Here is a 12527-nt window from a genome sequence, read left to right as displayed (position 1 = left end):
ATGCGCGCGTCGTTGCCGGGCAACCCGGAAAGTGCCCCGGAGGCTAGGGCCTGTTCACACTATTTCCGCGATCCCCGGAAATAGTGTGAACAGGCCCTAACCCGGCCGGATTGCTTCCCAATAGCGTGAACTATGTCAAGTTCGTCGCGATAACTTCCCGGGCCTGCAACGATCGGTTCCCCGGCGCTCTTAAAGTCGGAGCGAAAGGCAACAGCGTCCGGACGCGCCGGGGAATAGGCCTCGGGCGCGACCGGCGAAGTCCTTCATGACTTTCAAGAAACTCCGGATCACCGGGCCCGGAGCTGCGCCCTACCAGCTCGGTCAGCCCATGCATGTCTACGATGCCAACGTTCTGCTCGGAACGCTGGACCCCGTGCCGGTTTCCGGCGCCGGCACGGAAATCCACATCGAGCACTTCGAACCGACCCGGGTCGTACGCGAGGAGCAGCGGCACATCGGGCGGCTGGTGTTCCTCGAGATCTGCGCCTTCATCTCGGAGCACTTCCACCAGGTGCAGGCCATCAGCTTTGCCTTCGCGCGGGAGGTGAGCCTCCTGGGCGGCGGCGTCCAGCAAGCGGCCGCGCGCGTGGAGACGATGGACCGCATCGGCGCCGTCAACGTCCAGATCCGGCCCAAGGCCGACGCGCTGCCGTGGCAGTTCGTGGTCTCGGGCGTCTGGGTCTACAGCGAATCCAGCATGGCGGCGCTGCGCATCGTGCTCGAGGAACAGCGCGCGCTCTATCGCGCGCGGCCGATCACCGTCGGCGTGGCGGACAGGCCCGGGGTGCGCGCCGCGCTGCGGCGGCTGGTCTCCCGGCGCAGGGGCGAATAGCGGCCTCTCCCGTCGGCGGCTGCCGCGGCGATCCCTCGAGCGGGCGCCGGCGAGACCGCAGGCCCGATCCTCGGCATGGCGGCGGACGCCAAGCCGCCGCACCTGCTGTTCGAGCTGATCCAGAGCGCCCAGCACCTGATCCCGCCCAATCACACCTTCGTCGCCTTCGGGGTGCTGCTGGTCGGAATGATCACCGGCATCGACGGCTCCGGCTTCGCGGGACTGCCGCTCACCGGTACCTTGTCCGGGGCGTTGGCGCCGGCCGCCGCCGGCATGGACCCGGCGACGCTGGCCGCGGTCGGCCAGATGGGCGCCGTGTGGACCGGCGGCGGCACGCTGATCGCGTGGTCCTCGCTGATGCGGTGGCCGGCTTCGCGCGGGTGCCGGTGCTTGCCGCCGTGCGAGCCTTGCTGTTTCCGGTCCTCACCGGTCTGGTCGTGTCCACGGTCTGCGCGGTGATGCTGTGGCCATGACCGGTAACGCTGCGGCGCACGCCGACCGCGATGGCGCGGCATCCGGGTTGTACCAGCATCCGGAACGCCGGGAAATCAGCTTCCTGCCGGTCCTGGCGCCAGGGGTTCGAGCGTTCGTCCAAGCGATCCGCAGCGGCCGGACGCGTCTGCTTCCCTTTCGGGAAGCTGCATGGGCGGGAGATTGCGCCTATTCTCACGCTCTCGCTTGCTCGATCGGTTCCGAATTGCCGTCCATCGCTTCGCCGGGTGGCGTGCCGGGGCCGCGGGGCTGACGAGGCGCCCATGTATCAGTATCAATCTCGAGGAGAGGTCCAGTGAACATCCATCGCGTCCGCGCGTCCCTTATCGCCTGCGCCAGCCTGTCCGTCGTCGCCTGTGCCCCCCGCACGCCGCCGGCCACCATCGATGGCTACAAGCCGCCGGCCATCTTCGGCGGCTTCATGTCGCCGCAGGTATCGCGCACCGGCTGCATCGATGCGGTCTCGCGCTACCTCAAGGTGCCGCGCGACAGCGTCACGCCGATCAGCGACCAGCAGACCATGAAGGACGGCTACTACATCGTGACGCTGAGCGTGGCCGGTCAGGCGCGGCCGTTCAATTGCACGGTCGACGAGAACGGCATCACCTCCGATGTGATCCGCGCGCCTTGATGCTGCAAAGCATCACAGACCACCTCCCTCATCGAACTGCTGGAACCCGTCCTTGAACGCGTCGCGCAGAAACTGCACGAACGCGGTGACGGCCAGCGGTACATGGCTCGCATAGGGGCGGATCGCGTAGAGATGCTCGGCGAAGGTCCCGACCGGCGTCCATCGCGGCAGCACCCTGACCAGGCGGCCGGTCTTCAGGGCCGACTGGGCGCTGAAGTCGGGCAGCAGCGCGATGCCCAGCCCCGTCATCGCGGCGTCGCGCAGCGCCTCGCTGTTGTTGGCCGCCAGGGGCCCGGCGATCGGCACCGTGACGCGCTCTGAAGCGCCGCGCCGTTCAGACTGGAAGGTCCAGGTCGGGACGTCATGGGCACGCGGGTAGTAGAGGCAGTCGTGCGCGCCCAGGTCGGCGGGCTCGGCTGGCGCGCTGCGGTGCCGCAGGTAGGCCCGGCTGGCGACGAGCACCGATCTCGTCTCGCAGAGCTTCCAGGCGACATGGGTGTCGGGCACCGCCGCGGCATGCCGGATCGCAAGGTCGAAGCCTTCCATGGCCAGCGAGCTGAGCCGATCGGAGAGGTCGAGCTCCAGCCGCACTTGCGGATTCGCGCGCAGGAAGCCCGCGATGCGCGGCACGAGCTGCTGGCGCGCCAGCGCGACCGGCGCCGTCACGCGCAGCAGCCCGCGCGGCGACCCCGCCAGGTCGCGCACGCTGGCGAAGGTGTGGGCGATGCGCTCATAGGGCTCGCGGGTCTCGTCGGCGAGGCGCTGCCCGGCTTCGGTGAGTCGCACACTGCGCGTCGTCCGGCGCACCAGTGCCACCCCGGCGGAGCGTTCGAGTTCGGCGATGTTGTGGCTCACGGAGGCCTTGCTCACGCCCAGGCGGGCCGCCGCGGCGGTATAGCTGCCTTGCTGGCCGAGCACGACGAGCCAGTGCACGTGGGTCCAGAGCGATTCGACATTTCGGTCTTCCATGCATCCATTGTTCATCAAATTGAACAATGAATTCAGGCGGCGAGCCTTGGCAGACGCATCCGGCGTTCCTAGACTGTGGCGTTCGCTTCCGTTTCCCACAATCAACGCCACCGGCAGACCATGACAGTCCAATCCCGCGCTCCCGCCGCCATCGCCCACTTCATCGCAGGCCGTCCTGCCGCCGGCGGTTCGTCCCGGTCGCAGGATGTCTTCAATCCCGCGACAGGGCGGGTGACCGGCAGCGTGGCCCTGGCCAACCGCGCCGACGTGGATGCCGCGGTGGCGGCCGCGCAGGCCGCCTTCCCGGCCTGGGCCGACACGCCGCCGATCCGGCGCGCCCGCGTGATGTTCAAGTTCCTCGAGCTGCTGAACAAGCACAAGGACGAGCTGGCCCACCTGATCACCGCCGAGCACGGCAAGGTCTTCACCGACGCCCAGGGCGAGGTCACGCGCGGCATCGACATCGTCGAATTCGCCTGCGGCATCCCGCAGCTGCTCAAGGGCGACTTCACCGACCAGGTCTCCACCGGCATCGACAACTGGACCCTGCGCCAGCCGCTGGGCGTGGTGGCCGGCATCACGCCCTTCAACTTTCCGGTGATGGTGCCGATGTGGATGTTCCCGGTGGCCATCGCCGCGGGCAACACCTTCGTGCTCAAGCCCAGCCCGACCGACCCGAGCGCGTCGCTGCGCATGGCCGAACTGCTCAAGGAGGCCGGCCTGCCCGACGGCGTCTTCAACGTCGTGCAGGGCGACAAGGAGGCGGTCGACGCGCTGATCGAGCACCCCGACGTGAAGGCGATCAGCTTCGTCGGCTCGACCCCGATCGCCAACTACATCTATGAAACCGGAGCGCGCCATGGCAAGCGCGTGCAGGCGCTCGGCGGCGCCAAGAACCACATGGTGGTGATGCCCGATGCCGACATCGAGCAGACCGTGGACGCGCTGATCGGCTCGGGCTACGGCTCGGCCGGCGAGCGTTGCATGGCGATCTCGGTGGCGGTGCTGGTGGGCGACGTGGCCGACAAGGTGATGCCGCTGCTGACCGAGCGGGCCAGGACGCTGAAGGTGCTCAACGGCACCAACCTGGCCGCCGAGATGGGTCCGATCGTCACGCGTGCGGCGCACGAGCGCATCACGGGCTACATCGCCCAGGGCGAAAAGGAAGGCGCCAAGCTCGTCGTCGACGGCCGCGGCTTCGACGGCAATGCCGCGGGCGAAGGCTGCGGCGACGGCTTCTGGATGGGCGGCACGCTGTTCGACCACGTGACCCCCGAGATGCGCATCTACAAGGAAGAGATCTTCGGGCCGGTGCTGTCCTGCGTGCGGGTGCACGACCTGAAGGAGGCGGTGGACCTGATCAACGCGCACGAGTTCGGCAACGGCGTTTCCTGCTTCACGCGCGACGGCAACGTGGCGCGCGAGTTCAGCCGGCGCATCCAGGTCGGGATGGTGGGCATCAACGTGCCGATCCCGGTGCCGATGGCCTGGCACGGCTTCGGCGGCTGGAAGAAGAGCCTGTTCGGCGACATGCACGCCTACGGCGAGGAAGGCGTGCGCTTCTACACCAAGCAGAAGTCGATCATGCAGCGCTGGCCCGAGAGCATCGGCAAGGGCGCCGAGTTCGTCATGCCAACGGCCATGTAGCGGACGTCCTCCGGCCGGCGGTGGCGCGCACCCGCCGGCACCCTACTTCTTGCGACGGACCATCTCGCCCGCGACGGCCGTGAACTGCTCCTCGATCTCGTGCTTGAGAAAGTCCCGACCACCGCTCTTGATGTGCGTCAAACTTCCGGGATGTCCGGATGTGCTTCACTGTCACATTCTTGAGGTTCAAGAAGAATTGGAGTTCGCCGCGCCGGGACCGGCGCTCTCCAGGAGCAGTCGATGACCCCTGATGCCTTTGTCCATGTTCCCCGCCTGCGTGGGCGGATCACGCCACCCGAGCGATCCGAGCTGCGCGCCACGCCGGCGGTCATGGCAGCCTGGGATGCGCGCGCGCGCGGTCTTGGCCGAACGGCCAACTGGCGCTGGACCGACGAGGCGCTGGAAGCATCGCGGCGCGAGGTCATCGGCGCAACGGTCGGCGCCCGCGACCTCTGGGTCTACGGCTACGGATCGCTGATGTGGGATCCGGCGTTCCGATTCGCCGAGATCCGGCTGGCGACGCTGGCCGGTCATCGGCGGCGCTTCAGCATCCGGGCGACGATCGGCCGCGGCTCGCCCGAGTACCCCGGACTGATGCTGTCGCTGGAGCCCGGCGATGGCGACTGCCAAGGCCTGGCCTTCCGCATCGACGCGGCATGCGCCGACGCCGAGTCGGCGATCCTGTGGCGGCGCGAGATGATTCGCGGCGGCTACGCGCCGGCGCTGCTGCCGGTGCAGACGCCGCAGGGCACGGTCACGGCGCTGGTGTTCGCGGCGAACGACCGGCACCCCGACCACGTCGGCGAATGCCCGCTGGAGCAGACCGCTGCATGCATCGCCCGGGGTACAGGCGTGCTGGGCACCAATCGCGACTACCTGGAACAACTGGCGGCGCAGCTGCAGGCGCTGGCGATCGAGGACCCGTACGTCGGGACGCTGCTGCAACAGGTGCGCGCGGCCGTCGAGAGTTGAGCCGCCGGCTCCGATGCCGAGCGTTCCCGCCTACGTCGGCCACTGGAAGCGCATCGACTCGATGAAGCGCTTCAGCTTCGGCGGCTGGAGCCGCGCTTGCGGATAGACCAAATGCACCGGCAGGGCGGCAGCCTGCCATTCGGGTGCCAGCTGGACCAGGCGGCCTTGCGCCAGGTCCTCGGCCAGCAGCCAGGTCGACCCCACGCACACGCCCATGCCCATCACGGCGGCGCTGCGCAAGGCGTAGAGGCTGTCGGTGCTCAGGCGCGGGCGCAGGGCCACGCGGCAGCTCTCGCCGCTGCGCACGTGCGACAGCAGGATCTCGGTGCGGTAGAAGGTGCGCAGCGCGAGCCAGGGCAGCCCCGCGAGCTCGCGGGCATGCGTCGGCGCGGCTGAGCCCTGCAGCACCGAGGGCGCGGCGACCACGATGCGGGGCACTTCGCTGAGCTTGATGGCGACGACACCCAGGTCGTTCACTTCGCCGACCTGGATCGCGCAGTCGACGCCCTCGGCAATGAAGTCGGGCCGCCGGTCGTGCAGCAGCCATTCGACGCTGACCCGCGGATAGCGGCGGATGTAGTCGGCCAGCGGCCCGACCAGCAACTGCTGGCCGAAGGCGTGCGGCGCCACCACGCGCAGCATGCCTTCGGGATCGTCCTCGTCGCCCCGCAGGTCCGACTCGAACGCCTGCCAGCTCTCGATCAGCTCCCTGGCGCGCTCGACACAGCGCTCGCCGTCCTCGGTCAGCTTCATCGCGTGCGTGGAGCGGCGCAGCAGCCGCACCCCGAGCAGGCGCTCGAGTGCCTGCAACCGGCGACTGACCGTGGGCTGCGTGGTCCGCATCTGCGCCGCCGCGGCCGACAGGCTCCCTGCCTCGACGATCTGCACGAAGGTCTTCATCAGCTCGATGCGGTCGGATGGCGCGGCGATGGACGTGGGGCGTGCGGGCGGTGGCATGGCTGGAGACGTATTGTTGTATGCGTGAATCGTATAACTGTTGTGCGCTCTCGGCGGCTACCAAAGGAATTCGATGGCGTTCAAACTCCAGTTCATCCAAGAAATCAAGGGTTTTCACCATGTCTTCCATTCAAGCAGTGCATGCCAACGCGGCCCGCGACGTCCTTCAGGCGCCCCGGCAAGTGCCGGCTTCGCTGGTCCTGCTGCTGGCCACCGGCGCCGGACTCGCGGTGGCGTCGATCTACTACAGCCAGCCGATGCTCGGCGTGCTGGGCGCCGACATCGGCGCCTCGACCCGCACGGTCGGCTTCGTGCCGACGCTGACGCAGCTGGGCTATGCGCTCGGCATCCTGCTGCTGGCGCCGCTCGGCGACCGCTTCGACCGCCGCCGCATCATCCTCGCGAAGGCGGCGGCGCTGTGCGCGGCCCTGCTGCTGGCCGGTGCCGCGCCGGGCATCGGGCTGTTGCTGGTGGCCAGCCTGGCGATCGGCCTCGCCGCCACCCTGGCACAGGACATCGTTCCCGCCGCCGCCACGCTGGCACCCGAGTCGCATCGCGGCAAGGTGGTCGGCATGGTGATGACGGGGCTGCTGCTGGGCATCCTGCTGTCGCGCGTGGTGAGCGGCTTCGTGGCCGAGCACTTCGGCTGGCGCGCGATGTTCGTGGTGGCGGCGGCCAGCATCGCGCTGATCGGCGCTGCGGCCTGGCGCGGTCTGCCCCGCTTCCGGCCCACCACGCAACTGGCCTATGGCGCGTTGCTGGGCTCGCTGGCCGCGCTGTGGCGGCGCCATGGCGCGCTGCGTCGGGCGACGCTGGCGCAGGGCCTGCTGGCGATCGGCTTCAGCGCCTTCTGGTCGACCCTGGCCGTGATGCTGCACGGCGCGCCCTTCCATCTCGGCAGTGCCGCGGCCGGTGCCTTCGGGCTGGCCGGCGCCGCCGGTGCGCTGGCCGCGCCGCTGGCCGGTCGATTGGCCGACAGCCGCGGGCCCGAACGCGTGACCCGCCTCGGCGCCGGGCTGGTCGTGCTGTCGTTCGCGGCCATGGCGCTGATGCCGGTCCTGTCGTCCTCCGCCCAGTTGTGGCTGCTGGCCGCCAGCGCGATCGGCTTCGACCTCGGCGTGCAGGCCACGCTGATCGCGCACCAGACCATCGTCTACGGTATCGAGCCCGCGGCGCGCAGCCGGCTCAACGCGGTGCTGTTCACGGGCATGTTCATCGGCATGGCCGCGGGCTCCGCCCTGGCGGCGCTGCTGCTGCCGTCCTGGGGCTGGATGGGTGTGACCGCGCTGGCGACGGCATCGGGCGTGGGCGCGCTGGCGGTGCGCCTGTTTCCCCGGCGGCTGCGCTAGCTTGCTAACATCGTCGGCCATGCCAAACACCACGCCCGCACTGGCCCCGCTTCGAGATTTCGTGTCGGCACTGACGGCACTGCTCGAACAGCAGCCCGAGGAGCCTCGCATCCTGCGCGAGGGCGGCTTGCTGCTCGCTCGTCTCGTCGCCACCGACGACTGGCTGCCGCCCGAATATGCATGCCCCCATCCGCAGTACTACCAGCAGTACCTGTTGCACCTGGACGCGGCCGAACGCTTCTCGGTGGTGTCCTTCGTCTGGGGTCCAGGCCAGGCGACGCCGGTGCACGACCACACGGTTTGGGGGCTCGTGGGCATGCTGCGAGGTGCGGAGAATGCGCAGTCCTACGCGATGCAGGACGGAGTTCCGGCGCCGCAGGGCGAGCCTGTTCGGCTCGTGCCGGGCCAGGTGGAAGCCGTCTCGCCCACGGTCGGCGACATCCATCGCGTGAGCAACGCCTTCGATGACCGGGTGTCGGTCAGCGTGCACGTCTATGGCGGCAACATCGGCACCGTCCAGCGCAGCGTGTTCACCGGCGACGGGCAGCGCAAGCCCTTCGTCTCCGGCTACGCGAATGCCGGCGTTGCCAACCTGCTGGATCGCTGAAGCGGCAGGCCGGTGGCCGGCCGGCCGGATCAGGCCCCGGTCGCGAAGCCGGTGTCGAAGGTCGGGCGCACATCCAGCGGCTGCCTGATCAGGCCCACCTGGTGATAGAAGTCCGCGGTGCGCTGCTGGTCGGCGATCACCTGCGCGTCGATGGGCACCCACCGCTGCTGGCGGCGCTCGAACTGGCGCTTCGCGGCCTCGGGCGGGATGCCGATGATCTTCGCGAGCGTGGCCGAGAAGGCGTCGACATGACGGTACGACCAGGCCTGGGCCTTCACCACGCGCTGCAGGAAGTCCTGCAGCACCGGCCGCTTGGCGGCGATCGCTGCGTCGGTTGCGGCCAGGTAGCTGAGTCCCGGCAGCAGGCCCCGTCCGCTCACCAGCACGCGCGCATGCCGGCTCGTTTCCGCCAGCGCGGTGTACGGCTCCCAGGTGGCCCAGGCATCGACCGAGCCCTGCGTCAATGCCAGCTTGGCATCGGCGGGTGCGAGGAAGCGCAGGGTCACGTCTTCCGGGCGGAGGCCGGCGGCGATGATGGCCTTGAGCGTGACGAAGTGGCCGATCGAGCCGCGGTTGGTGGCGATGCTCCCGCCCTTGAGATCGGCCGCCGTCTTCAGCGGCGAATCGGGCCGCACCAGCACGGCCGTGCCGTAGGCGTCGGAGCGGTTGGCACCGATGGCCTTGACGCGCGTGCCCGCCGCGAGGGCGAAGACGAGCGGCGCATCGCCGATCGGGCCCGAGTCGACGGCCCCGGCATTGAGCGCCTCGGCCAACGGTGCCGCGGCGGGGAACTCCGACCATTGGATGTCGTAGCCCAGGGCTTCCAGTTCACCCGCGGCTTCGAGCAGCGCACGCAGTCCGCCCTTCTGGTCGCCGGCCTTGAGAACGGGGCGCGTTTGCGCATGCAGGAAAGGGGTCGGCCAGGCGATCGCCGCGGCGCCGGCGAGCGTGTGGGCCACGAATTGGCGGCGCGAGGGGTGTGTCATGAGGGAAATCCTCGAGAGTTGTAAATAGCGAGCGGCTTCAGTGAACGAAGCCGCCCTTGAGGAAGCGCACCGGCTCGGCATCCATGCGCGCGATCAGCGCGCCGAGGCCGTCGGCGCGCGGCGTGTCGCCCTTTGTGCGTTGCGCGCCGGTGTCGGTGCGGCACAGAAGGTCGTCTTCCGACCAGCCGGCTTCGCCCGGCGTGCTGCGCGCGCGCAGCCAGCCATCGCGGTCCGCGAGCAGTTGCGTGCCGTCCATCGGGTCGGTGCCGGCGATCAGTGCGAACGCATCCCACGCGGAGGATGATTCGACGATGCACCCGGTCATGGGCGTCGGCACGCCGTCGCCAGCCGGGCGGAGACGAATGGTGACCAGGCGGGGGTCCTCTAGCGGCTCCGACGCCGCGCCGGCCGCGACGATGCGCACCCGCTGTCCGCGCCAGCTCGCGAGCCGGCGCGGTTCGCGGCCCTCGCATCGGACGACGGCGTCGGGAAGGCCGATCGGCTGGCGCCAGGCACCGGTGGCACGCAGGCTCTGGCCCGCGCCCTGGGCCTTCATGAAGTCGATCAGCGCCCAGGCATCGCCGTCCGTCAACTGCGCGAAGGCCGGCATGGTCGTGCGGCCGTGCCGATCGGTCGTGCCATGGCGCACGTGCCACAGCAGGTCGCCGTCGGCGCGCTGCCACAGCAGGGGCCCGGCGAGGTCCGGGGGCCACACCGGCTGCGTGGCGGCGAGGGCACCCTGGCCTCGCCCGTCGAGGCCGTGGCAGCCCGCGCAATGCGCCGCGTAGAGCGTGCGCCCGCGCGCGATGGACTCGGCGCTGAAGCCCGTGGGCGAGCGATGAAAGCTCGTCGGATAGGCGGGCACCAGCACCACCTGCGCGGCCGGCCACGGCGCGAGGACCAGCAGCAGCGGCACCACCGCAACCAGAATCCAGCGCCGGCGCCGCCAGAAGCACGCGATCGCGACGATCGGCACGGCCAGCGCGAGCACCGCCAGTGTCAACGCCAGCCGCCGCGCCTGCCCGAGGTCGATCAGCAGGTTCTCGCCCGACAGGCGCAGCGCCCACGGCCAGGCCGGCTGGCCGTGGCTGGCGCCGGCGACACCGAGCCCGTGCAGCAGGCGCAGCAGCCCCGATTGCGCCCCCTCTAGCAGTCCGATCAGCGGATTCAGCCATTCGACACCCGCTGCGCTCATCGCTCGATCCGGGCGCGAGCCCCACCTACCATGTGGCGTCGAGTCCGAGATGGCGCAGCGCCTCGTGCCGGAGTTCCGCCAGTCGTGGATGGCCGCGATGCCGGGGGTAGGGCAGGTCGACCACCAGTTCGGCGCTGATGCGTGCCGGCCGGTCGCTCAGCACGACCACGCGGTGGGCCAGGAACAGGGCCTCCTCGACGTCGTGCGTGACCAGCAGCGCCGAGAAGCCGGCGCGCTGCCAGAGGTTCACCAGTTCGCTCTGCATGGCGATCCGCGTCAGCGAATCGAGCTTGCCCAGCGGCTCGTCGAGCACCAGCAGCCGCGGGTCGTTGACCAGCGCCCGGGCCAGCGCGACGCGCTGCGCCATGCCGCCAGACAGCTGATGCGGGAAGCTCTTCGCGAAGTCGCCGAGGCCGACCCGCCGGAGCGCGTCGTCGACGCGCGAGCGCTGCGTCTTCAGCAGCCCGCGCGCCTGCAGGCCCAGCGCGACGTTGTCCCAGACGCTGCGCCAGGGATAGAGCGTCGGGTCCTGGAAGACGACGATGCGCGAAGGGTCGGGCCGCGTGATGGGCTCGCCGTCCTGCGAGATCGTGCCGGCGGTCGCGGGCTCGAGCCCGGCCACCAGCCGCAGCAGGGTCGACTTGCCGCAGCCGCTCGGCCCCAGCAGCGCGACGAACTCGCCCGGGCGCACATCGAGGTCGATGCCGTCGAGCACCTGCAGCACGCCGGTCGGCAGCTTGAACCAGTGGCTGACGCTCCGGATGGCGATCCCGGCGCCGGCGTTCGCGGTCGCGGTCGGCGGGGCTGCCGCGGCGCTCGTCGTTGCTACCATTTGACCGTCCCCTTCTGCCACGAGAGCGCACGGTCGCGCACCGCGAAGAGCAGCGTGATCAGCCCCGAGCACAGCACGGCCATCACCAGCAGCGCCGCGTACATGTTGGCGTAGGCGGCCCAGCCCTGGGCCCATTGCAGGTACCAGCCGAGGCCGGCCTTGACGCCCATCATCTCGGCCGTGACCAGCACCGAGAACGATGCGCCCAGCCCCATGAAGAGGCCGACGAAGACCGAAGGCAATGCCGCCGGAACCGCGACGCGCAGAACCAGGAACCATTCCGGCGCACCGAGCGTGCGCGCCACGTCGTAGTAGTTCTTGTTGACCGATGCCACGCCCGACCAGCTCAGCACCGCCACCGGGAAGAAGGTCGCGAGTGCGACCAGGAACACCGCGGCGGCGTAGCTCGAGGGCGCGAAGAAGAAGGCCAGCGGGAGCAGCGCCGACGCCGGCACCGGCCCGAGGAAGCGCAGCAGCGGATGCACCCAGTAGCCCGCGATGCGCGACCAGCCGATCCACACGCCGGTGGCGAAGCCGACCAGCGCGCCGAGCACGAAGCCGTGCGCCAACAGCCGCAGCGAATGCGCGGTCGACAGGCCGAGCCGGCGCCAGTCCTCGATGGCGACGTCGAGCAGGCTTTGCGGCGGCGCGAAGAAGGGCGGCGGCAGCAGGCCGAGCTTGGCCGTGAGCACCTCCCACAGCGCGAGCAAGACGGGTGCGGCGACGAGCCACTGGCCGGCCGGGCGCAGCTTGCGGCCGATCCGCCCGGCGCGGACGCCGAGCAGCGCCACCGCCAGCAGCCCCGCCGCGACCCCGATGGCGGCGAGCCCGAACTCGCGCGTGAAATTCCAGTCGCTGAAGCCGACTTCGCGATTGGGCCAATAGACGGTCAGCACCCCGAGTGCCAGCCAGGCGGCTGCCGCGACGATGCCGGTGCGCCAGACGCCGGAGACGGCGGGCTCGGGCAGCACGGCCGGCGTGGCGTCGGTTCGCGCGCCCCGTCGGGCGTGCACGCGTGACGGCGCAGACGGAGGCCGCGGTGCGTCGAGCATGTTTGC

General features: G+C 70.2%; 12 protein-coding genes and 1 pseudogene. 7 read left to right on the top strand and 6 right to left on the bottom strand.

Going from position 1 to position 12527, the window contains the following annotated elements:
* Positions 1 to 265: 265 nt before the first annotated feature.
* From AC1DYD_RS24810 to AC1DYD_RS24800, 3 genes and pseudogenes are all read left to right on the top strand, one after another.
* Positions 266 to 832 (top strand): hypothetical protein, encoded by a 567-nt coding sequence (locus AC1DYD_RS24810; protein ID WP_478175417.1) that lies wholly within the window; start codon positions 266 to 268, stop codon positions 830 to 832.
* Positions 833 to 874: 42 nt separating this feature from the next.
* Positions 875 to 1305, top strand: a pseudogene (locus tag AC1DYD_RS24805) (hypothetical protein); the annotation flags it as partial.
* 314 nt (positions 1306 to 1619) lie between these two features.
* Complete coding sequence (locus AC1DYD_RS24800; RefSeq protein WP_478175416.1) at positions 1620 to 1955, top strand: hypothetical protein; 336 nt, start codon at positions 1620 to 1622, stop codon at positions 1953 to 1955.
* 12 nt (positions 1956 to 1967) lie between these two features.
* On the opposite strand, the gene AC1DYD_RS24795 is transcribed toward AC1DYD_RS24800, so the two are convergent.
* Entirely contained in the window at positions 1968 to 2924 is a 957-nt protein-coding gene (locus tag AC1DYD_RS24795) for a LysR family transcriptional regulator (RefSeq protein WP_478175415.1), read from the bottom strand.
* Between the two features lie 120 nt (positions 2925 to 3044).
* On the opposite strand from AC1DYD_RS24795, the gene AC1DYD_RS24790 reads away from it, so the two are divergent.
* Together AC1DYD_RS24790 and AC1DYD_RS24785 are read left to right on the top strand one after the other, a co-directional pair.
* Entirely contained in the window at positions 3045 to 4571 is a 1527-nt protein-coding gene (locus AC1DYD_RS24790; protein WP_478175414.1) for a CoA-acylating methylmalonate-semialdehyde dehydrogenase, read from the top strand.
* A gap of 240 nt (positions 4572 to 4811) precedes the next feature.
* Positions 4812 to 5543 (top strand): gamma-glutamylcyclotransferase, encoded by a 732-nt coding sequence (locus AC1DYD_RS24785; RefSeq protein WP_478175413.1) that lies wholly within the window; start codon positions 4812 to 4814, stop codon positions 5541 to 5543.
* Between the two features lie 30 nt (positions 5544 to 5573).
* Here the strand turns inward: AC1DYD_RS24785 and AC1DYD_RS24780 are convergent, their stop codons facing one another.
* On the bottom strand, positions 5574 to 6500 hold the full coding sequence (locus AC1DYD_RS24780; RefSeq protein ID WP_478175412.1) for a LysR family transcriptional regulator: 927 nt from the start codon (positions 6498 to 6500) through the stop codon (positions 5574 to 5576).
* A gap of 119 nt (positions 6501 to 6619) precedes the next feature.
* Here AC1DYD_RS24780 and AC1DYD_RS24775 point away from each other — a divergent pair, with 119 nt between their 5' ends.
* Together AC1DYD_RS24775 and AC1DYD_RS24770 are read left to right on the top strand one after the other, a co-directional pair.
* Positions 6620 to 7849, top strand: coding sequence for an MFS transporter (locus tag AC1DYD_RS24775; protein ID WP_478175411.1), 1230 nt, complete (start codon positions 6620 to 6622; stop codon positions 7847 to 7849).
* A gap of 19 nt (positions 7850 to 7868) precedes the next feature.
* A complete protein-coding gene (locus AC1DYD_RS24770) occupies positions 7869 to 8456 on the top strand; it encodes a cysteine dioxygenase family protein (RefSeq protein WP_478175410.1) in 588 nt (195 codons plus the stop codon).
* Positions 8457 to 8485: 29 nt separating this feature from the next.
* Here the strand turns inward: AC1DYD_RS24770 and AC1DYD_RS24765 are convergent, their stop codons facing one another.
* The 4 genes from AC1DYD_RS24765 to AC1DYD_RS24750 are packed head-to-tail and all read right to left on the bottom strand — an operon-like array spanning position 8486 to position 12521.
* Positions 8486 to 9442, bottom strand: a complete 957-nt coding sequence (locus AC1DYD_RS24765) for an ABC transporter substrate-binding protein (RefSeq protein ID WP_478175409.1) — start codon at positions 9440 to 9442, stop codon at positions 8486 to 8488.
* Between the two features lie 37 nt (positions 9443 to 9479).
* Positions 9480 to 10637, bottom strand: a complete 1158-nt coding sequence (locus AC1DYD_RS24760) for a c-type cytochrome (protein ID WP_478175408.1) — start codon at positions 10635 to 10637, stop codon at positions 9480 to 9482.
* 25 nt (positions 10638 to 10662) lie between these two features.
* On the bottom strand, positions 10663 to 11469 hold the full coding sequence (locus AC1DYD_RS24755; RefSeq protein ID WP_478175407.1) for an ABC transporter ATP-binding protein: 807 nt from the start codon (positions 11467 to 11469) through the stop codon (positions 10663 to 10665).
* Positions 11463 to 12521: an ABC transporter permease gene (locus AC1DYD_RS24750; protein WP_478175473.1), complete on the bottom strand. Its 1059-nt coding sequence runs from the start codon at positions 12519 to 12521 to the stop codon at positions 11463 to 11465. Before AC1DYD_RS24750 ends, AC1DYD_RS24755 begins: the two co-directional genes overlap by 7 nt.
* Positions 12522 to 12527: the final 6 nt, after the last annotated feature.

It is taken from the genome of Variovorax sp. P4_B11 (assembly GCF_056402355.1).
Note: the sequence above shows the minus strand (reverse complement) of the source record. Positions and strands in the feature narration are given on the sequence as shown.